This is a genomic window from Pseudomonas sp. LB3P93, assembly GCF_054898025.1.
In genome coordinates, this window is sequence record NZ_CM142713.1 from 1432047 (window position 1) to 1454305 (window position 22259).

19 protein-coding genes are annotated in these 22259 nt (G+C 60.4%); 14 read left to right on the forward strand and 5 right to left on the reverse strand.

Annotated features, from left to right (window positions below):
- Positions 1-40: 40 nt before the first annotated feature.
- The gene (locus tag ACYZT8_RS06305; RefSeq protein WP_461980011.1) at positions 41-937 is read left to right on the forward strand and encodes an NAD(P)-dependent oxidoreductase; all 897 of its coding nucleotides are present in this window, start codon (positions 41-43) and stop codon (positions 935-937) included.
- On the opposite strand, the gene ACYZT8_RS06310 is transcribed toward ACYZT8_RS06305, so the two are convergent.
- Complete coding sequence (locus ACYZT8_RS06310; protein WP_461980012.1) at positions 828-3110, reverse strand: putative bifunctional diguanylate cyclase/phosphodiesterase; 2283 nt, start codon at positions 3108-3110, stop codon at positions 828-830. The genes ACYZT8_RS06305 and ACYZT8_RS06310 overlap by 110 nt on opposite strands.
- 131 nt (positions 3111-3241) lie before the next feature.
- Positions 3242-3607: a YkgJ family cysteine cluster protein gene (locus tag ACYZT8_RS06315; protein WP_461980013.1), complete on the reverse strand. Its 366-nt coding sequence runs from the start codon at positions 3605-3607 to the stop codon at positions 3242-3244.
- 273 nt (positions 3608-3880) lie between these two features.
- Between ACYZT8_RS06315 and ACYZT8_RS06320 the strand changes: the two genes are divergently transcribed.
- Entirely contained in the window at positions 3881-5230 is a 1350-nt protein-coding gene (locus ACYZT8_RS06320; protein WP_461980014.1) for a spinster family MFS transporter, read from the forward strand.
- Positions 5231-5403: 173 nt separating this feature from the next.
- Here the strand turns inward: ACYZT8_RS06320 and rapA are convergent, their stop codons facing one another.
- Positions 5404-8250 (reverse strand): RNA polymerase-associated protein RapA, encoded by a 2847-nt coding sequence (gene rapA / locus ACYZT8_RS06325; RefSeq protein ID WP_461980015.1) that lies wholly within the window; start codon positions 8248-8250, stop codon positions 5404-5406.
- 218 nt (positions 8251-8468) lie between these two features.
- Between rapA and ACYZT8_RS06330 the strand changes: the two genes are divergently transcribed.
- From ACYZT8_RS06330 to ccoM, 3 genes are all read left to right on the forward strand, one after another.
- Positions 8469-8810 (forward strand): aspartate-semialdehyde dehydrogenase, encoded by a 342-nt coding sequence (locus ACYZT8_RS06330; RefSeq protein WP_131059291.1) that lies wholly within the window; start codon positions 8469-8471, stop codon positions 8808-8810.
- 72 nt (positions 8811-8882) lie between these two features.
- Positions 8883-9044 carry a hypothetical protein gene (locus ACYZT8_RS06335; protein ID WP_007935839.1) on the forward strand — a complete coding sequence of 54 codons (162 nt, stop codon included), beginning with the start codon at positions 8883-8885 and terminating at the stop codon, positions 9042-9044.
- A gap of 143 nt (positions 9045-9187) precedes the next feature.
- Complete coding sequence (ccoM, locus tag ACYZT8_RS06340) at positions 9188-9301, forward strand: cytochrome c oxidase subunit CcoM (protein ID WP_010462558.1); 114 nt, start codon at positions 9188-9190, stop codon at positions 9299-9301.
- A 562-nt stretch (positions 9302-9863) separates the two neighbouring features.
- On the opposite strand, the gene ACYZT8_RS06345 is transcribed toward ccoM, so the two are convergent.
- Entirely contained in the window at positions 9864-11339 is a 1476-nt protein-coding gene (locus ACYZT8_RS06345; RefSeq protein ID WP_461980016.1) for an inorganic phosphate transporter, read from the reverse strand.
- Between the two features lie 377 nt (positions 11340-11716).
- Positions 11717-11917 carry a hypothetical protein gene (locus ACYZT8_RS06350; protein ID WP_007935837.1) on the reverse strand — a complete coding sequence of 67 codons (201 nt, stop codon included), beginning with the start codon at positions 11915-11917 and terminating at the stop codon, positions 11717-11719.
- Positions 11918-12607: 690 nt separating this feature from the next.
- Here ACYZT8_RS06350 and pcaR point away from each other — a divergent pair.
- The 9 genes from pcaR to ACYZT8_RS06395 all read left to right on the forward strand — a co-directional run bounded on the left by pcaR (position 12608) and on the right by ACYZT8_RS06395 (position 22248).
- Entirely contained in the window at positions 12608-13450 is an 843-nt protein-coding gene (gene pcaR, locus ACYZT8_RS06355; RefSeq protein WP_010462552.1) for a pca regulon transcriptional regulator PcaR, read from the forward strand.
- A gap of 128 nt (positions 13451-13578) precedes the next feature.
- Positions 13579-14925, forward strand: coding sequence for an aromatic acid/H+ symport family MFS transporter (locus ACYZT8_RS06360; protein WP_461980017.1), 1347 nt, complete (start codon positions 13579-13581; stop codon positions 14923-14925).
- 269 nt (positions 14926-15194) lie between these two features.
- Positions 15195-16052: a CoA transferase subunit A gene (locus tag ACYZT8_RS06365; RefSeq protein ID WP_007947285.1), complete on the forward strand. Its 858-nt coding sequence runs from the start codon at positions 15195-15197 to the stop codon at positions 16050-16052.
- Entirely contained in the window at positions 16052-16831 is a 780-nt protein-coding gene (locus ACYZT8_RS06370; protein WP_461980018.1) for a CoA-transferase subunit beta, read from the forward strand. Before ACYZT8_RS06365 ends, ACYZT8_RS06370 begins: the two co-directional genes overlap by 1 nt.
- The gene (gene pcaF, locus ACYZT8_RS06375; RefSeq protein ID WP_461982384.1) at positions 16828-18033 is read left to right on the forward strand and encodes a 3-oxoadipyl-CoA thiolase; all 1206 of its coding nucleotides are present in this window, start codon (positions 16828-16830) and stop codon (positions 18031-18033) included. Before ACYZT8_RS06370 ends, pcaF begins: the two co-directional genes overlap by 4 nt.
- 35 nt (positions 18034-18068) lie before the next feature.
- Positions 18069-18773: a protocatechuate 3,4-dioxygenase subunit beta gene (gene pcaH / locus ACYZT8_RS06380; RefSeq protein WP_461980019.1), complete on the forward strand. Its 705-nt coding sequence runs from the start codon at positions 18069-18071 to the stop codon at positions 18771-18773.
- Position 18774: 1 nt separating this feature from the next.
- On the forward strand, positions 18775-19341 hold the full coding sequence (pcaG, locus tag ACYZT8_RS06385) for a protocatechuate 3,4-dioxygenase subunit alpha (RefSeq protein ID WP_461980020.1): 567 nt from the start codon (positions 18775-18777) through the stop codon (positions 19339-19341).
- Positions 19342-19533: 192 nt separating this feature from the next.
- Positions 19534-20838, forward strand: a complete 1305-nt coding sequence (locus ACYZT8_RS06390) for an MFS family transporter (RefSeq protein ID WP_461980021.1) — start codon at positions 19534-19536, stop codon at positions 20836-20838.
- Positions 20839-20883: 45 nt separating this feature from the next.
- Positions 20884-22248: a 3-carboxy-cis,cis-muconate cycloisomerase gene (locus ACYZT8_RS06395; protein WP_461980022.1), complete on the forward strand. Its 1365-nt coding sequence runs from the start codon at positions 20884-20886 to the stop codon at positions 22246-22248.
- Positions 22249-22259 lie beyond the last annotated feature (11 nt).

Here is a 22259-nt window from a genome sequence, read left to right on the forward strand (position 1 = left end):
TCGGCCAATATTCGGCGATCTTTAATCAAAAGGAGGCTAAATGATGTCAATTCTACCTTCGTTGGGTTTTGCCGGGATCGGCCTGATGGGCTTACCCATGTGTCGGCGCCTGTTGGCGGCGGGGTATCCGCTGACGGTGTGGAATCGCAATCCGGCCAAGTGCGCAGCGTTGGTCGAGGCCGGCGCCCGGCAAGTGGCGACAGCGGCTGAACTATGCCAGCACGCCGACGTGGTGATGCTGTGCCTGGCGGACACGGCGGTGGTGCGCGAGGTGGTTTTCGGCCCGGCCGGCATTGCCGAGGGGGCGATAAGTGGTCAGTTGCTGGTGGATTTTTCCAGTCTGGAACCGACAGCAACGCGGGAAATGGCCTCGGCGCTTGTCAGCCAATGCGGCATGCACTGGCTGGACGCTCCGGTGTCCGGCGGGGTCGTCGGCGCCGAGGCGGGCAGTCTGGCGATTATGGTCGGCGGCGAAGCGGCAGACCTTGAGCGCGTCAGGCCGGTGCTGTTGAACCTCGGTCAACGGGTGACGCACATGGGCGGAGTCGGCGCCGGGCAGGTGACCAAAGCCTGCAATCAGATGATCGTGGCCTGCAATGCGCTGGTAATTGCTGAAGTGGTGGCGCTGGCCGAGCGTTCCGGGGTTGACGCCAGCCTGATCGCCGAGGCGCTGGCGGGAGGGTTCGCCGATTCAAGACCGTTGCAGATCCTTGCCCCGCAAATGGCCGAGAGTCGTTTCGAGCCAGTGAAGTGGCACGTGCGCACGCTGCTCAAAGACCTCGACACCGCGGTGAAATTCTCCCGCGAACAGGGGTCGGCCACGCCGATCAGCGGATTGGCCGCACAACTGATGCGCCTGCATGGGGGCCAGGGCTTTTTGGAAAAGGATCCGTCGACGTTAGTGCAGTTGTACCGCACGCCAGGCTCAGAGGACTGACACTGCGTGCGTGTTTGCGCTGATTGATCTCCTCCAGTACCGCATGCAGCTCGGCCATAGGCACCGGACGGCTGAGCAGATGGCCCTGAACGAAATCGCAGCCCTGGCGTTCGAGAAAGTCATATTGCTCGGACGTTTCGACGCCCTCGCTGATGACCTGTAAATGCAGGGTGTGGGCCATGATGATAATGGCGTGGACGATCTCCATGTCCTGGGTGGCCTTGGGGACGTCCTGAATGAACGAACGGTCGATTTTCAGTGTGTTCAGCGGCAGGCGCTTGAGGTAGGCCAGGGATGAATAACCAGTGCCGAAGTCGTCGATCGACAGTGAGACCCCGAGGGAGCGGATCTGCTTGAGCAGCACCAGGGTGTTGGCGAGGTTGCCCATCAGCGCGTTTTCAGTCACCTCCAGCTCCAGCCGGTGCGGTGCCACCCCGGCGATGCGCAGGGCGTTTTCGATTTCATCGGCCAGATCCTCGCGGGCGAGGTTCAGCGGCGAGCAATTCACGGCGATCTTGAGATTTTCACGCCCTTGACGGGACAGCTCGCCAAGATCCTCGCAGGCCTTGCGCAACACCCAATTGTCCAGTTCGGCAATCAGGCCGTTGGCCTCGGCAATGGCAATGAATCGATCCGGTGCCAGCAACCCGTGAACCGGGTGTTGCCAGCGAATCAGCGCTTCGAGTTTGGTGACCTGCCCGGTTTTCAGCTCGTAGATCGGCTGGTAATAGAGGATCAATCCGTCGTCATTGTGCAGGGCGTGCCGCAGTTCTTCTTCGAGTTGCAGCTCCAGCGTGGCACGGGTTTTCATGTGTGGGCTGAAAAAATGCAGCCCGTTGCGCCCGCTGCCCTTGGATTGGTACAGCGCCAGGTCGGCGTTCTTCAGCAGCTCCTCGCAGGTCGTGCCATCCTGCGGAAACACGCTGATGCCGATGCTGGTGGTCATGACCATGCTGCGTCCGGCCAGCTCGATGGGCTCTTTCATTTTCAGCATGATGCGCTGGGCCAGGTGCCGTGCTTCTTCACGGTCATGCAGGCCGATAAGGATGCAGAACTCGTCCCCGCCGAAGCGCGAAACCACCTCGTCGTGGCTGCGTACCGAGCTCTTGATATGGCTGGCCAGAACCTTGAGCAATTCGTCGCCGGCGTCATGGCCAAGGCTGTCGTTGATCCGCTTGAAGTGGTCGATGTCGAGGAATATCACCGCGAGCATGCCGCCTTCGTTGGTCTTCTCGAGCAGTTTTTCGGAGAAAATCTGGTTGAAACCACGGCGGTTGATCAGATTGGTCAGCGCGTCGTAGTGCGCCACTTGTTGCAGCGACAGGCGTGCCTGATCCAGCTGGCCGAGCAGGGTGTTGACCCGCTGCAGGTCGCATTCCTTGTGTTGCAGCTTCTTGTCGGCGAGCGCCGCGCTGATGCTGCTACCGATGATCAGCAGCGTCATCATCGCCACCGTCAATCCCAGTTGCAGGTGGTTGTTGTCGCCGGGCAGGGGCTGGAGGCTATCGATGGGAAGCACCAGGTTGAGCGCCGCCATGCCGGTGAAATGCATGCTGACGATGCCGGCGCCGAGCACCAGGCTCGCGGTGTATTTGAGCAGTTGATGAGCCACGCCGCTGCCTTCGCGCAGGTGACGGGAAATCAACAGGGCGGCCAGGCTGGCGCCAATCGCGATCACGATGGAGAGGGCGAACAGGCCGGGGTTGTAATAGGCCGTCGCATTCGATTGCATGGCGGCCATCCCTACGTAGTGCATGGTCGCAATACCCAGACCGATCCACACCGCGGCCCGCAGGGTTTGCCAGAAACTCGGATGTGGATGGCTGAGGGTGTGCATCGCCAGCCACGAGGCGGTCAACGCGAATAACAGTGAGATCAGGGTGATGGGCAACTGGTAATGGATTTCGATCGGCGCCTGGAAGGCCAGCATGCTGATGAAGTGCATGGCCCAGATCCCGCCCGCCAGGCACGCGGCACCGACCCAGCGCCAGAGACGCTGGGACGCGGGTTTTTCGGCATGGCCGACCCGTTCGGTGATGTCCAGTGTGGCGAAGCCGGTCGCACAGGCGACCACATAAGCCAACAACACCAAAAAGGGGTTATGGGCGCAATTGAGTATGACCTGGCCGGTTTCTGGCAGTTGGGTCGTGAAATATAAAGCAGGCCACTCCATCGGACGCCCCGTATGTATCCAACCGACACCATGAACCCTGGCGAATGTGTTGGAGTATAGAAGTCATACAAAGAGTGCAAACGGTAGTGGCCTATTGCTGCTTATGATTTTGTAATTACTTGTACGGAGCCTTAGGCGATCTGCTCATAAGGGAACTCGAATTCCGGTATCAGGGCCGGCAATCCGAACGCTGCCCGTGCCGCATCGCAATCCACGTTGGCCTCGCCATTGGCCCAGGAGGCGTCGAACTCGCGGCAGGTGCTGGAGCGCTGATCGTAAATCGAGCACTGCACGGTGCTGCCGACTTCGCCGACCAGACTGACACAGCGGGTGGGTTTGCAGTCGGTGCCCAGCATGGCCACCCGGCTGGGGCTGATGGGCGCGACGAGCTCGTCAGGCACCGTTCCCCCGGCCGAGGTGCATTCACCCCAGAAAAAAGACACGCGAAAATGAGAACAGCAGGCACCGCAATTCAGACACGGACTGGCTTCGGACATGGGCGATAATCAAAGGAGGGATGGGGGACACGGTGGGGCAGACAAGGCCGCTATTCTAGGCTTCGCCTTGGGCTTGGGAAGGGGGGCGCGAAGGTATTTTTCAAGGTGACCAATGGCGGTGAAGTACCGACCTGACTGACCCCACAGGTTTGGGCTTGGAGCCATGGGTAGGTATCAGCATTACGAATAATTACAGACAGCTTTGGCGGACCTGACTAGATTGAAAGTTCCGGGGACAGCGAGGCCCCAATAACAATAAAAGAGACGGACCCCATGCAGAACTCGACCCAAGCGGCGAATGCCTGGCGCATTCTGTTCCTGCTGTTCCTGGCCAACCTGTTCAACTTCTTCGATCGCACCATCCCGGCCATCATCATTGAACCGATCCGCATGGAATGGCACCTCAGCGACTTTCAGCTGGGCATCATCGGTACTGCATTCACCATCGTTTATGCCATAGCCGGCCTGCCGCTGGGGCGAATGGCCGATACCGGTTCGCGCAGCAAACTGATGGGCTGGGGCCTGGCGGCGTGGAGTGGCCTGACGGCGGTCAACGGGCTGGTGGGCAATTTCTGGGCGTTCCTGATCGTGCGCATGGGCGTCGGCATCGGCGAAGCCAGTTACGCACCGGCCGCCAACTCGCTGATCGGCGACCTGTTCCCGGCTCACCGTCGCGCGCGGGCCATGGGCATTTTCATGCTCGGCCTGCCGCTGGGCCTGCTGCTGGCCTTCTTCACCATTGGCGCCATGGTCAAGGCGTTCGACAGCTGGCGCGCGCCGTTCTTCATCGCGGCGGTACCGGGGCTGATCCTGGCGATCTTCATGTTCTACATCAAGGAGCCGAAACGCGGCGCCGCGGAGAGCGTGCAAGTCTCCCAGGAACGCATCGACCGGCCGATCCGTCGCGTGTTGGCGGTGCCGACCTTCCTGTGGTTAGTGATGGCGGGGCTGTGTTTCAACTTTGCCACCTATGCCTGCAACTCGTTTATGGTGCCAATGCTGCAGCGTTACTTCCTGATGCCGTTGCAGGAAGCCGCGGTGGCGACCGGGGTGATCGTCGGCGTGACCGGGTTGTTCGGATTGACGCTCGGTGGCTGGGTCGCCGACAAGATTCACCAGCGGGTGGCCAATGGACGCCTGCTGTTTGCAGCGTTCAGCCTGATCATCTCGACCGTGTGTACGGCGTGGGCGCTGCATGCCGGGCGGGTCGAAATCGGGGTATTCGTCGCGGTGTTCAGTCTGGGATGGCTGTTCGCTTACAACTTCTACACCTGCGTTTACACGGCGATTCAGGACGTGGTCGAACCGCGCTTGCGGGCCACGGCGATGGCGCTGTTCTTTGCCGGGTTGTACCTGCTGGGCGGCGGATTGGGGCCGGTGGTGGTGGGCGGTTTGTCCGACCACTTTGCGCATACGGCGATGGCCGCGGCGGGCGTCGAGCAGATGACCGAGGCATTCAAGGCGGTCGGGTTGCATGACGCGATGTATCTGATCCCGGTGGCGCTGTTTTTCACCATGGTGTTTCTGTTCCTGGCGTCGCGGTGTTTTGTTCGGGATGCCAAGCGGATGAAGGATGGGTTGGTCGCTGTGGGTGAACCTGATGTTGCAGTGGCGACTGCATAATCGCTATCGCCAGCAGGCTGGCTCCCACATTGGATCTACAGCGTTAACAAATCCCCTGTGGGAGCTAGCCTGCTAGCGATGCGGCCATCAGCATCACTGCATCAAATTTCAGGCAATAAAAAAGGCCCGCATCGCTGCGGGCCTTCTTGTTTTCAGCGGTGGAGCAGGGCGGTTTAACCCGCCACCAACACCCGAATCGCTTCCAGTCGCAACGCAGCCTTGTCGAGCATGGCCAAACCTTGCTCACGCTGTTTGCGCAACGCAACCAGCTCGCTGTCACGCACGGTCGGATTGACCGCTTGCAACGCGGTCAGGCGCGCCAGTTCTTCGTCGGTATCGGCCGCCAGACGACGTTGCGCTTCGGCAACTCGCTCGGCGTGACGCGGGAAGATTTTCTCTTCGCCCGCGTTGATCCGTGGCGTCAGTTGATCGCGCTGAGCCTGGATGAACTTGTTGGCGCTGGCACGGGGCACGCTTTCCAGTTGGTCGTTCAAGGTCTCGAACGACACACGGGCCGACAAGTCATTGCCATTGGTATCGAGCAGGCAGCGCAGGGCGGCTGGCGGCAGGTAACGGCCCAATTGCAGCGAGCGCGGTGCAACCACTTCGCTGACATAGAGCAGTTCCAGCAACACGGTGCCAGGTTTCAGCGCCTTGTTCTTGATCAGCGCCACGGCGGTGTTGCCCATCGAGCCGGACAGCACCAGATCCATGCCGCCCTGCACCATCGGGTGCTCCCAGGTGATGAACTGCATGTCTTCGCGAGACAGTGCCTGGTTACGGTCGTAAGTGATGGTCACGCCTTCGTCGTCGCCCAGCGGGAAGCTGGCGTCGAGCATTTTTTCGCTCGGCTTGAGGATCAGGGCGTTTTCCGAATGGTCTTCGCTGTCGATACCGAAGGCGTCGAACAGGGTTTCCATGTAGATCGGCAGGGCGAACTGATCGTCTTGCTCGAGGATGTCCTCGACCAGCGCATCACCTTCGCCAGCGCCGCCGGAGTTGAGTTCCAGCAAACGGTCACGGCCGGTGTGCAGCTCGGCTTCCAGACGCTCGCGTTCGGCGCGGGCCTCGTCAATCAGCGCTTGCCACTCGCCATCGTCGGCATTTTCCAGCAGTGGCAGCAGGCGCGGGCCGAACTGATGCTGCAAGGCGTTGCCGGTCGGGCAGGTATTGAGGAACGCGTTCAGCGCCTCGTGGTACCACTGGAACAGACGTTCTTGCGGGCTGGTTTCCAGGTACGGCACGTGCAGTTCGATGATGTGCTTCTGGCCGATCCGGTCCAGACGACCGATACGCTGCTCCAGCAGGTCCGGGTGCGAGGGCAGATCGAACAGCACCAGGTGGTGCGAGAACTGGAAGTTGCGACCTTCACTGCCGATTTCCGAGCAGATCAGCACTTGCGCACCGAACTCTTCGTCGGCGAAATAAGCGGCAGCGCGGTCACGCTCAAGGATGTTCATGCCTTCGTGGAACACCGTGGCCGGAATGCCGGAGCGCACGCGCAGGGCGTCTTCCAGGTCCATGGCGGTTTCGGCGTGGGCGCAGATCACCAGCACTTTGGTGCGCTTGAGCATCTTCAGTTGATCGATCAGCCATTCCACGCGCGGGTCGAATTTCCACCAGCGTTCTTCTTCGTTGGCGTCCGGCTGGGCCTGGAAGCTGACTTCCGGGTACAACTCGGCGTGATCGCCCAGCGGCAGTTCGAGGTATTCGTCCGGGCATGGCAGCGGGTACGGATGCAGTTTGCGTTCCGGGAAACCCTGCACGGCGGCGCGGGTGTTGCGGAACAGCACGCGGCCGGTGCCGTGGCGGTCCAGCAGTTCGCGGACCAGGCGGGCGCTGGCTTCGGTGTCGCCATCGTTCACGGCGGTCAGCAAGGCTTCGCCTTCGTTGCCGAGGAAACCGTGAATGGTCTTGTGCGCTTCGGGGGACAGGCGCCCCTTGTCCAGCAGCTCCTGAACGGCTTCGGCCACCGGGCGATAGTTCTCGCTCTCGGCGCGGAAGGCGTGCAGGTCATGGAAACGGTTCGGGTCAAGCAGGCGCAGACGCGCGAAGTGGCTGTCCTGGCCCAGTTGTTCCGGGGTGGCGGTCAGCAGCAGTACGCCGGGAATGACTTCGGCAAGTTGTTCAACCAGCGAGTACTCCGGGCTGGCTTTTTCTTCGTGCCACACCAAGTGGTGCGCTTCGTCGACGACCATCATGTCCCAACCGGCGGCGAACAGCGCGTCCTGGGCTTTCTCGTCGCCCACCAGCCACTCAAGGGCAACCAGCGCAAGCTGAGTGTCTTCGAACGGGTTGGCGGCATCGCTTTCGATGAAACGTTCTTCGTCGAACAGCGCGACTTGCAGGTTGAAGCGGCGGCGCATCTCGACCAGCCACTGGTGCTGCAGGTTCTCCGGAACCAGGATCAGCACGCGGTTGGCGCGGCCCGAGAGCAGTTGGCGGTGGATGATCAGGCCGGCTTCGATGGTTTTGCCCAGGCCCACTTCGTCGGCCAGCAGAACCCGCGGCGCAATGCGGTCGGCGACTTCACGGGCGATGTGCAGCTGGTGCGCGATCGGCTGCGCACGCACGCCGCCCAGGCCCCAGAGCGAGGATTGCAACTGGCGGCTGGTGTGTTCCAGGGTGTTGTAGCGCAGGGAGAACCAGGCCAGCGGGTCGATCTGCCCGGCGAACAAACGGTCGCTGGCCAGTCGGAACTGAATGAAGTTCGACAGCTGGGTTTCCGGCAGGGTAACCACTTCGTTTTGCGCGTTGAGGCCGTGGTAGACCAGCAGGCCGTCGACGTCGTCGACTTCCTGGACGGTCAGTTTCCAGCCTTCGAAGTGAGTGATCGAGTCACCCGGCGAGAACCGCACGCGGGTGAGGGGCGCATTCCGTAGCGCGTACTGGCGAGTCTCGCCAGTGGCCGGATAGAGCACGGTCAACAAGCGGCCGTCCTGTGCCAGAACGGTGCCTAAACCCAGCTCGGCTTCGCTGTCACTGATCCAGCGTTGCCCCGGTTGATACTGCTGCGCCATGCTGCCTGACTCCCACCTTGAAAAAGCGGGCTATCTTAACGGAATGAGGGCTTCAGGGCCAAAGGACTCTCATAAAAACTCGCAGTCTTACGTTAGCCCAGCGATGCGATGCTTGCAGGTCGGGGCACCAATCGGTGCCAAACCGGTCACAGTTTGCGACCGATGGCTCAAGTCGCCATCCCCGCAGCCGACAGCCTGCTGACAGGAGACTAATAATTATGCTGCCACCGATGCTCCCCTTGAGTGCCGTGCCGATCACGTCACAGCAGGACCCGATCCGCCAGCGCCCGGATATTCCGCCTGTCGTGCCGGTGCAGGAAAGCTCCAACGAAAGCACCATCGACCTGCAACAGCGTGATCCCGAGGAAGCGGCGTTTCAGCTGCGCGAGGAGCAGCGTCGCAAGCAGGAGCGGGACCGGCGTCGCCGTGAGGCCGATGAAGATCCGGAGGAGCATCTGGCGGTTCCGGGTGTCGAGCTCAATGCCGACAATACTGTGCCGGTGGCGCCGTTGATGGAAGATCAGCCGCGCCAGGGGTTGTGGGTCGATATCCAGATTTGAGGTTGTGGCTGGTCAGCGCTGCTGCGAGACCGCATTATTGCGAAAACCCTGCCATACGATGTACTGAGCACCATGAGCCAAGATGACAAGCTGATTGATCTCAATTCTGAACGCGCCAAGCGGGTTCATGACCTTAATGAAAAGCGTCTGAATGAAGTGCGCCAGGCGTTTGAGCAGGCGATGCCGTTGGGTAAAGCCAAGAAGAAGCCGAAGAACAAGCCGAAAAAGCGCTGAAACACCCTGCATCCTTTGATGCAGGTCAGTTATTTCCCTCCTTTACGCCCTGTCTCGGGCGACATTGATCCCGGTCAATTTTCTCTTCTGCCTGATTGGTTAACTTAGCCCTATCGCAACAGGGCAAGTGCAGGAGAGCCGTCATGTTTTTCGATAACGTGGTGATCGCCGGAGTGCTGACAGTCGGCCTCATGGTTCTGTTTTTCGCAGGGTTCGGATTTTTTATCTGGAAGGATTCGCATAAGCGTAAACCGTAGTTCTTTCTGGATGTAATGAGCACGCAAGGCATTTTGGGCAACTTCGGTTGCCCTTTTTTTTGCCCACGAAATCTCACTGACGATAAAGAGCCCTGTGGGAGCTGGCTTGCCTGCGATGGCGGCCTGACAGCCGACCATGTTCTTTCAGGTGTGCATATCCATTTCTGCGGTAACGGCCACTTATGGTTTCGCCCTTACGGCGAGTCCCTTTTGTCAAACGCGGTACGTGTCAAGGTAGCTGTCGCCTAGGCTCGGCGTTCCTTCGCTCCGGTATCCATCCGGGGACACTGCCCTCCGGTCTGCTTCGCGACGACCTACATGCAGCGTGTTCGACTGCGTCGAACGGCGCTTCGCGCCACTCCCCGGATGAACACCTCCACTCAGCCTCCCGAAAGGGGCGGGCAGATCAAAATCAAAAGCAGGCGAGCTAACGCTCGACCTAATGAGTGGTGAGAAGCGGGTGTACGCCCAACCAATCTCTTTCAACAGATCCGCAATGCCAAACTGCAGGCAATAAAAAGGCGCGAACCTCACGGAACGCGCCTTTTTCAACAGCGATGGATCAGCTGCCCAGTGCCTTCGACGCCAGCCAGAACAGGCCGGCCGACAGGGTCACAGTCGCTGGCAGGGTCAGGACCCAGGCCAACAGGATGGTTCTGACGGTGCCGCCTTGCAGGCCGCTTTTGTTGGCGACCATGGTGCCGGCCACGCCTGAGGACAGGACGTGGGTGGTCGAAACCGGGAGGCTGAAGATGTTCGCCGCGCCGATCATGCACGCGGTGGTGATCTGTGCGGACATGCCTTGCGCATAAGTCATGCCTTGTTTGCCGATCTTCTCGCCGATGGTCAGCACCACGCGTTTCCAGCCGACCATGGTGCCCAGGCCGAGGGCCAGTGCGACCGCCAGAATCACCCAGAACGGGGCGTATTCGGTGGTGGTGGTCAGGTCTTTGCGCAGTTTGTCCAGGTCAGCCTTTTCACGGGCAGCGAGGCCAGGCAACTTGCCGACTTTCTTCGCCGTGTCGTCCAGGCAGAGCAGGTAACGACGGACTTCGATGCGGCTATCCGGTGTCAGCGAGTGGTAATCCGCTACACCTTTAAGGGTGCCGAGCAGGGCGGTGATGGTCGGTTCGGTCTGTTGCGGGTTGCAACGGAATTTTTCCGGCAGATCGCCTTCCACGCTTTTGCCCAAGGCCAGGTATTCACCCAGGGTGTCGGCGTTGCGCTTGTAGAACTGGCTCAGGTGCAGGGTCGCATCGCGGGTCCGTTCGATCTGGTAGGTGGTGCTGCCCAGGTCGAGTACGAATTGCGCCGGCACAATACCGATCAGCACCAGCATGATCAGGCCGATACCTTTCTGGCCATCGTTGGAGCCGTGCACGAAGCTCACGGCCATGGCCGAGATCACCAGGACCAGACGGTTCCAGAACGGCGGGTGCTTCTTGTCGTCGAGCTTGCGGCGCTGGTCCGGTGTCTTGTGCATCTTCGACAGGGGACGCCACCATTTAAGGCCGATCAGCACCAGGGCCGCGACCAGAAAACCCGCCATCGGCGAGAACACCAGGGACGCACCGATATCGATCGCCTTCTGCCAGTTCACACCATCGGCCAACGGGATATCGTTGATCAACGCGTTGGCCAGGCCGACACCGAGGATCGAACCGATCAGCGTATGGGAACTGGAGGCCGGGATACCGAAGTACCAGGTGCCCAGGTTCCAGGTGATGGCGGCGGCGAGCAACGAGAACACCATGGCCAGCCCGTGACCGGTGTTCACATTGATCAGCAGCTCTACCGGCAGCAAATGGACGATGGCATACGCCACGCCCACACCGCCCAGCAGCACGCCGAGGAAGTTGAACACACCGGAAAAGAACACCGCCAGATGAGGCGGCATGGCTTTGGTGTAGATAACAGTGGCCACCGCGTTTGCGGTGTCATGAAAGCCGTTGATGAACTCGAAGGCGAGGACAAAGGCCAGGGCGAGCAAGAGGCTCACAAGCACCCAAGCATCCAGTCCGCTGAATAAATCGATCATGAAGGTTTTCTGACCCGGTCATAAGGGGGCGCGATTATGCCAGAAAAGACTGCTAATCGATGCACTAGGTGCTCATCGGTAACATTCTTCAACGAATTAGTTTGTGACGATAGCCCATCCCCCAGCTTTTCACCGGGTTTTGCAAGTCATTGAATTCAGATGAAAAGGCCGCAACCACAAGGGTTTCTCTCGTGAGGTCGAGAGACTTGAACGCTTGTGTGAAATATCTGAGAAGCGGGTCAGGCACATGCCATTTGCCTCATCCATAGGGTGAGGTGGCCGCTGCCCGCTTGTAGCGGGCGCGAAAGGCATCATCCATACAACCTGCTTTTAACAGGTGCAGATGCAAACCCTTGAAAGGAATCAGGCCGGAGTAATCATGGCTCTTCGGCTTTGAGTTCCTTTTCCATCTTCTGCAATTCCTGGGTGAATGCCTGATCCTGAACGGTGGCGCGTTTACGCCAAGGCTTGCGTTCGGGTTCGGGCTGAGCGGCGTAGGTGGTGACTTCCCCGCCGTAAACTTCCTTGTAACGTTGTTCCTGGCGCTCAAGTTCCGCGCGCAGTTCGTCTTTCGTCACAGTGCTACCTGTATGAGTTGAGATAAATTCTGGTGAAACGCGCTGCATGAAATCCATTGACCACACTCGTCGAAAGGACAATGCCCGACAAAGGCATCGCTTTTTACGGCGTGCGAACAATACTTCCATGTTGCAGGCGGCCACGGCACCAGAGAAGAACAGCTGACGTAGCATCAGATACCTGTTTCAGCGAGCGCGTTGGCGGAGCATATGAAATGAGCGTCAAGCGCTTGCTGCCGACAGCGACGATAGAATACCGGGCTGCCGAATAGCGGAATCGGCACGTAAAAACCGCTTCGCCATTGAGGTGCATTATAGCGGTCGATCTGAAGAACACTATCTCTTGAGAGTTAAAAGTAGTTCTACCTGTGTGATTGTTTTGTTACTCGCAACTTTCATCGGTAACTAGGGCGGCGATGATGTCACTTTGCAACGATGTGTTTCTGACGCCATAAAGTCGAACAAGTTAACCCCGTTACATCTCCTTTTTAAGTCAGCGCCCCAACAAGAATAAAAGCATGTAGCGGCCACTGCGAAAAATCAGCGTGTGCAGGTTGGCAGTGCTCCTGACGTCGATTACGATTATCGGTCGATGGTTCGATAATCGCCCAATCTTGCGGCCTGTGGCTTGTGTGCAGGACCCGAAGCCGCTTGTAATAGCCGCTGATCCGTGTAGGAAAAGGACCTGATATGAACGATCAAATGCGCAATTCCTTCGCTTCAGTGGCACCGCCGATCGTGGCCTCGCCCGCCAAGCGAATCCAGGCCCTGACCGGCGACCCGGATTTCATGACGTCCCTGGCCCGCGGGTTGGCGGTGGTTCAAGCGTTCCAGGAGCGCAAGCGACACCTGACCATTGCCCAGATCAGTCACCGCACGGAAATTCCCCGCGCCGCTGTGCGACGTTGCCTGCACACCCTGATCAAACTCGGCTACGCCACCACGGACGGTCGCACCTATTCATTGCTGCCCAAAGTGCTGACGCTGGGCCATGCCTATCTGTCCTCGACGCCGTTGGCGGTTTCCGCCCAGCCGTATCTGGACCGCATGAGCGAGCAACTTCACGAAGCCTGCAACATGGCCACGCTGGAGGGCGATGACATTTTGTATATCGCTCGTTCGGCGACCACTCAGCGCCTGATTTCCGTGGACCTGTCGGTGGGCGGGCGGTTGCCGGCCTATTGCACCTCAATGGGCAGGATTCTTCTCGCGGCGCTGGATGACACTTCGCTGCGCGAATACCTCGACCATGCAGAGTTCCAGGCCAAGACCAGCCGAACCTTGCACACCCCCGAGGCGTTGCTCGAATGTTTGCAGGAAGTGCGGCAGCAAGGCTGGTGCATCGTCGATCAGGAACTGGAGCAAGGCCTGCGCTCGATTGCCGTTCCGGTGTACGACGCTTCTGGCCAGGTGGTGGCGGCGCTTAACGTCAGTACCCACGCCGGACGGGTCAGCCGCAACGAACTGGAGCAACGTTTCCTGCCGGGTTTACTGAGTGCCAGTCGCGACCTCAGCGCTCAGTTGTTTGCCTAAGCTGTTCGATAAACGCACAGAGTCGGGTTTATCGAATTGACGCTGTTTCCCCAGGATCATTAATGTCGCGGCAGCGCCAGCCTAAGGCTGGCACCTGTCCGACTGCGTTCTTGCGTGGAATAAAAATAATGAACCAGCCTCAGTCTGCTGTAGGAAACTGCCTCGACGTGCAGTCCTTCATCAATGCTCAACCCATTTCGCGCTACCAGTGGCGAGTGGTGATCCTGTGTTTCCTGATTGTCTTCCTCGATGGCCTCGACACTGCGGCCATGGGCTTCATCGCGCCGGCCTTGTCCCAGGACTGGGGCATCGATCGCGCCAGTCTCGGCCCGGTCATGAGTGCGGCGCTGATCGGCATGGTCTTCGGCGCACTGGGTTCCGGCCCATTGGCTGACCGCTTTGGGCGAAAAGTCGTACTGGTCGGCGCGGTCCTGTTGTTCGGCGCCTTCAGCCTGGCCTCGGCGTACAGCACCAACGTCGATCAATTGCTGGTGCTGCGTTTCCTCACCGGCCTGGGCCTTGGCGCCGGGATGCCGAACGCCACCACGTTGCTGTCGGAATACACCCCGGAGCGCAAAAAATCCCTGCTGGTGACCAGCATGTTCTGCGGCTTCAACCTCGGCATGGCCGGTGGCGGGTTCATCTCGGCCAAGCTGATTCCTGCCTTCGGCTGGCACAGTCTGCTGCTGATCGGCGGGGTTCTTCCGTTGATCCTCGCCGTCGTATTGCTGTTCTGGCTGCCGGAATCGGCGCGCTACCTGGTTGTGCGCAACCGTGGCACCGACACAGTGCGCAAGACCCTCGCGCCGATTGATCCGACCGTCGTTGCCCAGGCGTCGAGCTTCAGCGTGCCGGAACAGAAAACCGTGAAGGCCCGCAATGTGTTCGCGGTGATCTTCTCCGGCACCTATAGCACCGGCACTTTGTTGTTATGGCTGACCTACTTCATGGGCCTGGTGATCGTTTACCTGCTGACCAGTTGGCTGCCGACGCTGATGCGCGACAGCGGCGCGAGCATGGAGCAAGCGGCGTTCATTGGCGCGCTTTTCCAGTTTGGCGGGGTGCTGAGCGCAGTAGGCGTGGGCTGGGCGATGGACCGGTTCAATCCGCACAAGGTCATCGGCATTTTCTACTTGATGGCCGGGGTGTTTGCCTACGCGGTAGGGCAGAGCCTGGGCAACATCACGCTGTTGGCGACCTTGGTGCTGGTGGCCGGGATGTGCGTCAACGGTGCGCAATCGGCGATGCCTTCGCTGGCGGCGCGGTTTTATCCGACTCAAGGGCGCGCGACCGGGGTCTCGTGGATGCTGGGTATTGGCCGGTTCGGCGCGATTCTCGGGGCGTGGATGGGGGCGACGCTGCTGGGTCTGGGCTGGAATTTCGAACAGGTGCTGACGGCACTGGTGATTCCGGCGGCGGTGGCGACAGCGGCGGTGGTGATCAAGGGCATGGTCAGTCATGCGGATGCGACCTGACAGTCTGATCCAGATTCTTTGGCGCGTTTGAGGGCCTCTTCGCGGGCAAGCCCGCTCCCACAAGGATTGCGCATCAACCTGTGGGAGCGGGCTTGCCCGCAATGCTTTTAAGGATCGGTAGCGAGACAACAATCTGTTCGATAAACGAACACTCAGTCGATTATCGGATTGTTTGGGGTTTTTCAGGGGCTTACTCTCTAGTCATTCCGGCGCGCGCATCGCGCCTTTTTCTACCACTGTCGGTTCATAACAAAACGGGAGCCTGCCCCATGGCTGAAATCCTTTCGCTGCACGACGCGGTGAAGCAATTCGTCAACGACGGCGATACCGTCGCGCTCGAAGGCTTCACTCACCTGATCCCTACCGCGGCGGGTCATGAAATCATTCGCCAGGGCAAGAAAGATCTGACGCTGGTGCGGATGACGCCTGACCTGATCTACGACCAGTTGATCGGCGCCGGTTGTGCCCGAAAGCTGATTTTCTCCTGGGGCGGTAACCCGGGGGTTGGTTCGCTGCACCGTCTGCGTGACGCTGTCGAGAAACAGTGGCCGCACGCGCTGGAAATCGAAGAACACAGCCACGCCGATCTGGCCAATGCCTACGTCGCAGGTGCTTCCGGCCTACCGTTCGCGGTACTGCGTGCCTACGCCGGTTCCGACTTGCCGAAGGTCAACCCGCTGATCAAGACCGTTACCTGCCCGTTCACCGGCGAAGTGTTGGCGGCCGTACCTTCAGTGCGCCCGGACATCACCGTGATTCACGCACAGAAAGCCGACCGTAAAGGCAACGTTTTGCTCTGGGGCATTCTCGGCGTGCAAAAAGAAGCCGCGCTGGCCGCCAAACGTTGCATCGTTACCGTCGAGGAAATTGTCGACGACCTCAATGCACCGATGAACTCCTGCGTGCTGCCGACCTGGGCTTTGAGCGCGGTCTGCCACGTCCCTGGCGGCGCGCATCCGTCCTACGCTCACGGTTACAACGAGCGTGACAACCGCTTTTACCAAGCCTGGGACCCGATTGCCCGCGACCGTGAAACCTTCACCGCGTGGATCAACGAATACATCCACGGCTGCGCTGACTTCAGCGAGTTCCAGGCCAAGCTGGCCGCTGCTTCGGAGGCCAAGTAATGACTTACACCACCAATGAAATGATGACCGTCGCCGCCGCCCGCCGCCTGAAGAACGGTTCGGTGTGCTTCGTCGGCATCGGCCTGCCGTCGAAAGCGGCCAACCTGGCGCGACTGACTTCTTCTCCGGATGTGGTCCTGATCTACGAATCGGGTCCGATCGGTGCCAAGCCAAGCGTACTGCCGCTGTCGATTGGTGACGGCGAGTTGGCAGAAACCGCCGACACCGTCGTGCCGACCGGTGAGATTTTTCGCTATTGGCTGCAGGGCGGGCGCATCGACGTCGGTTTCCTTGGTGCCGCGCAAGTCGACCGCTTCGGCAATATCAACACCACGGTGGTGGGTACCTACCACCAGCCGAAAGTCCGCCTGCCGGGTGCCGGTGGTGCGCCGGAGATCGCCGGTTCGGCGAAAAGCGTGCTGATCATCCTTAAACAGTCGGCGCGTTCCTTCGTCGACAAGCTCGACTTCATCACCTCGGTCGGCCACGGCGAGGGCGGCGATTCGCGCAAGCGTCTTGGTCTGCCGGGCGCAGGTCCGGTCGGTATCATCACCGACCTGTGCATCATGGAACCGGAAGCGGACACCCATGAATTCGTGGTCACCGCGCTGCACCCAGGCGTGACCCGCGAGCAGGTGATAGCCGCCACCGGTTGGGCAATTCGTTTTGCGGACACGGTTGAACACACCGCCGAGCCCACCGACGTTGAACTCAAGGCGCTCAGGGATCTGGAAGCCCGCACCGCCGCCGCCCACGGCCAAGCACCCGGAGAAGCCTGATGCGCGACGTTTATATCTGCGACGCGATTCGCACCCCCATCGGCCGTTTCGGTGGCGGTTTGTCGGCGGTTCGTGCCGACGACCTCGCCGCTGTGCCGATCAAGGCCTTGATGGAGCGCAACCCGTCGGTGGACTGGACGGCCGTGGACGAGGTGTTCCTCGGTTGCGCCAACCAGGCCGGCGAAGATAACCGCAACGTCGCACGCATGGCGCTGCTGCTGGCCGGGCTGCCGGAAAGCATTCCGGGCGTCACCCTCAATCGCCTGTGCGCTTCGGGCATGGACGCCATCGGCACTGCATTCCGCGCCATTGCCAGCGGTGAAATGGAGCTGGCGATTGCGGGCGGCGTCGAGTCGATGTCCCGCGCGCCGTTCGTGATGGGCAAGGCCGATGCGGCGTTCTCGCGCAACATGAAGCTCGAAGACACCACCATTGGCTGGCGCTTCATCAACCCGTTGATGAAAGCCCAGTACGGCGTCGATGCGATGCCGCAGACCGCCGACAATGTAGCGGACGATTACGAAGTGTCCCGCGAGGATCAGGACGCTTTCGCCCTGCGCAGCCAGCAGCGGACAGCTGCCGCGCAAGCCGCAGGATTTTTCACTGAAGAAATCGTCGAAGTGCGGATTGCCCACAAGAAAGGGGAAACCGTCGTCAGCCAGGATGAACATCCTCGTGCCGATACCACGCTGGAAACCCTGGCCAAACTGAAACCGGTCAACGGTCCCGATAAAACCGTCACTGCCGGCAACGCTTCCGGTGTGAACGACGGTGCCGCGGCGTTGATTCTGGCCTCCGCCGAAGCGGTGAAGAAGCACGGCCTGACCGCTCGTGCCAAAGTGCTGGGCATGGCGAGCGCCGGCGTCGCACCGCGTGTCATGGGCATCGGCCCGGTGCCGGCAGTGCGCAAACTGACTGAACGCCTGGGTTTGGCTGTCAGCGATTTCGACGTGATCGAACTCAATGAAGCCTTCGCCAGCCAGGGTCTGGCGGTGCTGCGCGAACTGGGTATTGCGGACGACGCGGCCCAGGTCAATCCGAACGGTGGCGCCATTGCCTTGGGCCATCCGTTGGGCATGAGCGGTGCGCGTCTGGTGCTGACCGCGTTGCATCAGCTTGAAAAAACGGGTGGCAAGAAAGGTCTGGCGACCATGTGCGTCGGTGTAGGCCAGGGTCTGGCCCTGGCCATCGAACGCGTCTGACACCCGGCAGACTCATAAGAACAGAGGAAAGCGAAATGACTGACAAGCCTGGTTACCGTCGCCCGCAGGAAGGCACCCAGCCGGACTACCTGCACCCGACGTATCAATCCACCAACCGTCGCTCGCCGTCCAAGCCGTTGGTGTTTTTGCCTCATTCGTTGTCGGAAATCACCGGCCCGACCATCGGCGCCGAGCGTATTAACGAGAAGGACAACGACCTGACGGTGCAACACGCGGGCGAACCGTTGGGTGAGCGCATCATCATCCACGGCCGCGTGCTGGATGAAGACGGTTTGCCGGTGCCGGGGATTCTGGTGGAGATCTGGCAGGCTAACGCCGCCGGTCGCTACAACCATGCCCGCGACCTGCACGACGCGCCGCTGGACCCGAACTTCACCGGCACCGGCCGCACCGTGACTGACGCCGATGGCTGGTACCAGTTCCAGACCATCAAACCCGGCGCCTATCCGTGGGGCAACCATCACAACGCCTGGCGCCCGGCGCACATCCATTTCTCGCTGTTCGGGCCGAGCATTCTGACGCGGCTGGTCACGCAGATGTATTTCCCGGGCGACCCGCTGCTGGCCTACGACCCGATCTACAACTGCGTGCCCGATACCCGCGCCAAAGAACGTTTGATCGCCACGTTCGATCTGGAAAAAACCATCCCTTCCTATGCCCTCGGTTATCGTTGGGACATCGTCTTGCGCGGCCGCGAAGCCACGCCGATGGAGAAATAAGATGACGCTGAACGCGACCACGTCCCACACCGTCGGGCCGTATTACCACATCGGCCTGACCTGGCTGAACCGCGAAGACCTGACCGTTGAACAAACCCTCGGTGAACGCGTGGCGATCACCGGGCAAGTCGTCGATGGCAACGGCGATTTCGTCAACGACGCGATGCTGGAAGTCTGGCAGGCCAATGCCGCAGGCAAGTACGACCACCCCGAAGACGATCAGGCCAAACCCCTGGACCCGAACTTCGAGGGCTTCGGCCGGGTGCCGGTGGATGCCGAAGGGCGTTTCCGCTTCACCACCATCAAGCCTGGAACGGTGGAGGGCCTCAAGGGCTCGACCCAGGCACCGCATTTGGTGGTGCTGGTGTTTGCTCGCGGGTTGGTGAAGCACTTGCTGACACGGATTTACTTTGAGGGCGAACCGGCGAACGTCGAGGACCCGCTGCTGGAATGCGTGCCGGCTGAGCGCCGCAGTACCTTGCTGGCGAAGCAGGATGCGTCCGGTGTTTATCAGTGGAATGTGATCTTGCAAGGCACTGATGCCGAGACGGTGTTCTTCGATTATTGAGTGAACACCGTTCACCTGTGGGAGCGGGCTTGCCCGCGATGACTGAGTCACATCCAGCATCATTGCTGACTGACCCAACGCTATCGCGGGCAAGCCCGCTCCCACAGGGGATTCGCGTTGCTGATCTATCTGTGGAACGGGATTGTTGCAAAGTGTGTCTAGACTGTCATGGTCCCCGAAGAGTGAAAAATAATGGCAACCCCCACCGCTATTCCAGCGCATTACACCGGCGAAGAGCGCAGTAAGCGGATCTTCGCAATTGTCGGCGCCTCGTCCGGTAACCTCGTCGAATGGTTCGACTTCTACGTCTACGCCTTTTGCGCGATCTACTTTGCGCCGGCCTTTTTCCCGTCCGACAACCCCACCGTGCAACTGGTGAATACCGCTGGCGTGTTCGCGGCCGGGTTCCTGATGCGACCGATCGGCGGCTGGATTTTCGGCCGTGTCGCGGACAAGCACGGGCGCAAGAATTCGATGTTGATCTCGATTCTGATGATGTGCTTCGGCTCGTTGCTCATCGCGTGCCTGCCGACCTACAAGGACATCGGCGTCTGGGCACCGATCATGCTGTTGTTCGCCCGCTTGCTCCAGGGCCTGTCGGTGGGTGGCGAATACGGCACCACCGCGACCTACATGAGCGAAGTCGCCCTCAAGGGCCAGCGCGGTTTCTTCGCCTCGTTCCAGTACGTGACGCTGATTGGCGGGCAGTTGCTGGCGGTGTCGCTGGTGGTGGTCCTGCAACAGTTCCTCACCGAAGATGACCTGCGTGCCTACGGCTGGCGGATCCCGTTTGTGGTCGGCGCAGCGGCCGCATTGATCTCGCTGTTTCTGCGTCGTTCGCTCAAGGAAACTACCAGCAAGGAAATGCGCGACAACAAGGACGCCGGCAGCATCCGCGCGCTGTTCCGCGACCATAAAGCAGCCTTTATTACCGTGCTCGGCTACACCGCCGGTGGCTCGCTGATTTTCTACACCTTCACCACGTACATGCAGAAGTACCTGGTGAACACCGCCGGCATGCACGCCAAGACCGCCAGTTACATCATGACCGGCGCGCTGTTCCTTTACATGTGCATGCAGCCGCTGTTCGGCATGCTCGCGGACAAGATCGGCCGACGTAACTCGATGCTGTGGTTCGGTGCATTGGGGACGCTGTGCACCGTGCCGATCCTGCTGAGTCTGAAAAGTGTCAGCAGTCCGTTCCTGGCCTTTGTGCTGATTACCGTGGCGCTGGCCATCGTCAGTTTTTACACGTCCATCAGCGGCCTGGTGAAAGCCGAAATGTTCCCGCCGGAAGTACGCGCACTGGGTGTCGGCCTGGCGTATGCGGTGGCCAACGCAATCTTCGGCGGCTCGGCGGAATACGTCGCTCTGAGCCTTAAAGCCGTGGGCATGGAAAACTCTTTCTACTGGTACGTGACGGTGATGATGGCGGTGGCGTTCCTGTTCAGCCTGCGCCTGCCGAAACAGGCCAAGTATTTGCACCACGACCTTTGATCCATCCGCGTGGGCCTCAATGGCCCACGCCTTCAGGGACTGTTTATGAATCAGCGACCGGGCAATCAATTGTTCGATGCCTATTTCACGGCCCGCGACATGCGTGAGGTGTTCTGCGATCAGGGCCGGGTTCAGGCCATGCTCGATTTCGAAGCGGCACTGGCCCGGGCCGAGGCGCGGATTGGCTTGTTTCCGCAGACGGCTGTCGCCTCTATCGAAGCGGCATGTCAGGCCGGGCATTATGATTTTGTCGCTCTCGGCGAAGCGATTGCCACGGCGGGCAATTCGGCGATTCCGCTGGTCAAGGCGTTGGGTAAACAGATCGCGGCCAACGATGCCGAAGCCGAGCGCTATGTGCATCTGGGCGCAACCAGTCAGGACGTGATGGACACGGGGCTGGTGCTACAACTGCGCCGCGCAATGGAGTTGATCGAAAGCGATCTGGCGCAACTGGGCGAAACCCTCGCTACCCAAGCCCGGTGCTACGTCGCCACACCGCTCGCCGGCCGGACCTGGCTGCAACACGCGACGCCCGTCACCCTCGGCATGAAAATCGCCGGTTGGCTGGGCGCCGTAACCCGCAGCCGTCAGCGTCTGCGCGAACTCAAACCGCGCCTGCTAGTGCTGCAATTCGGTGGTGCGTCCGGAACACTGGCGGCCCTCGGCGAACAGGCGATGCCGATTGCCGAAGCCTTGGCCGGTGAGCTGAAACTGACGTTGCCGGACCAACCCTGGCACACCCAGCGTGATCGCCTGGTGGAGTTCGGCGCGGTACTCGGTTTGATCGCCGGCAGCCTCGGCAAACTCGGCCGCGATATCAGTCTGTTGATGCAGACCGAGGCGGGGGAGGTGTTCGAGCCGTCGGCGCCGGGCAAGGGCGGTTCCTCGACCATGCCGCACAAACGCAACCCCGTGGGTGCTGCAGTGCTGATTAGTGCGGCAACCCGCGTTCCCGGTTTGCTCTCGACGCTGTTCAGCGCCATGCCTCAGGAACACGAACGCAGCCTAGGCTTGTGGCACGCCGAATGGGAAACCCTGCCGGAGATTTGCTGCCTGGTGTCCGGCAGCCTCAAGCAAGCGTTGCTGGTAGCGGACGGACTGGAAGTGGACGCGCTGCGCATGGCGCGCAACCTCGACCTGACTCAAGGCCTGGTGCTGGCCGAAGCGGTGAGCATCGTCCTCGCACAACGGGTTGGGCGCGACACCGCGCATCATCTGCTTGAGCAATGCTGCAAACGTGCGGTGGCCGAACAACGTCATCTGCGAGCGGTACTCGGCGACGAGCCCCAAGTGACCGCCGAGCTTTCTGCCCTTGAACTCGATCGTCTGCTGGACCCCGCCCATTACCTCGGTCAGGCCCATACCTGGGTCGAGCGAGCGGTGGCTGAACATATTGCGTTGACTGCCTGAAGGAGATTGCT

Coding starts and splice junctions, on each gene's coding strand:
- ACYZT8_RS06305 (WP_461980011.1), top strand. CDS start 41: ATGATGTCAATTCTACCTTCGTTGGGTTTTGCCGGGATCGGCCTGATG.
- ACYZT8_RS06310 (WP_461980012.1), bottom strand. CDS start 3,110: ATGGAGTGGCCTGCTTTATATTTCACGACCCAACTGCCAGAAACCGGC.
- ACYZT8_RS06315 (WP_461980013.1), bottom strand. CDS start 3,607: ATGTCCGAAGCCAGTCCGTGTCTGAATTGCGGTGCCTGCTGTTCTCAT.
- ACYZT8_RS06320 (WP_461980014.1), top strand. CDS start 3,881: ATGCAGAACTCGACCCAAGCGGCGAATGCCTGGCGCATTCTGTTCCTG.
- rapA (WP_461980015.1), bottom strand. CDS start 8,250: ATGGCGCAGCAGTATCAACCGGGGCAACGCTGGATCAGTGACAGCGAA.
- ACYZT8_RS06330 (WP_131059291.1), top strand. CDS start 8,469: ATGCTGCCACCGATGCTCCCCTTGAGTGCCGTGCCGATCACGTCACAG.
- ACYZT8_RS06335 (WP_007935839.1), top strand. CDS start 8,883: ATGAGCCAAGATGACAAGCTGATTGATCTCAATTCTGAACGCGCCAAG.
- ccoM (WP_010462558.1), top strand. CDS start 9,188: ATGTTTTTCGATAACGTGGTGATCGCCGGAGTGCTGACAGTCGGCCTC.
- ACYZT8_RS06345 (WP_461980016.1), bottom strand. CDS start 11,339: ATGATCGATTTATTCAGCGGACTGGATGCTTGGGTGCTTGTGAGCCTC.
- pcaR (WP_010462552.1), top strand. CDS start 12,608: ATGAACGATCAAATGCGCAATTCCTTCGCTTCAGTGGCACCGCCGATC.
- ACYZT8_RS06360 (WP_461980017.1), top strand. CDS start 13,579: ATGAACCAGCCTCAGTCTGCTGTAGGAAACTGCCTCGACGTGCAGTCC.
- ACYZT8_RS06365 (WP_007947285.1), top strand. CDS start 15,195: ATGGCTGAAATCCTTTCGCTGCACGACGCGGTGAAGCAATTCGTCAAC.
- ACYZT8_RS06370 (WP_461980018.1), top strand. CDS start 16,052: ATGACTTACACCACCAATGAAATGATGACCGTCGCCGCCGCCCGCCGC.
- pcaH (WP_461980019.1), top strand. CDS start 18,069: ATGACTGACAAGCCTGGTTACCGTCGCCCGCAGGAAGGCACCCAGCCG.
- pcaG (WP_461980020.1), top strand. CDS start 18,775: ATGACGCTGAACGCGACCACGTCCCACACCGTCGGGCCGTATTACCAC.
- ACYZT8_RS06390 (WP_461980021.1), top strand. CDS start 19,534: ATGGCAACCCCCACCGCTATTCCAGCGCATTACACCGGCGAAGAGCGC.
- ACYZT8_RS06395 (WP_461980022.1), top strand. CDS start 20,884: ATGAATCAGCGACCGGGCAATCAATTGTTCGATGCCTATTTCACGGCC.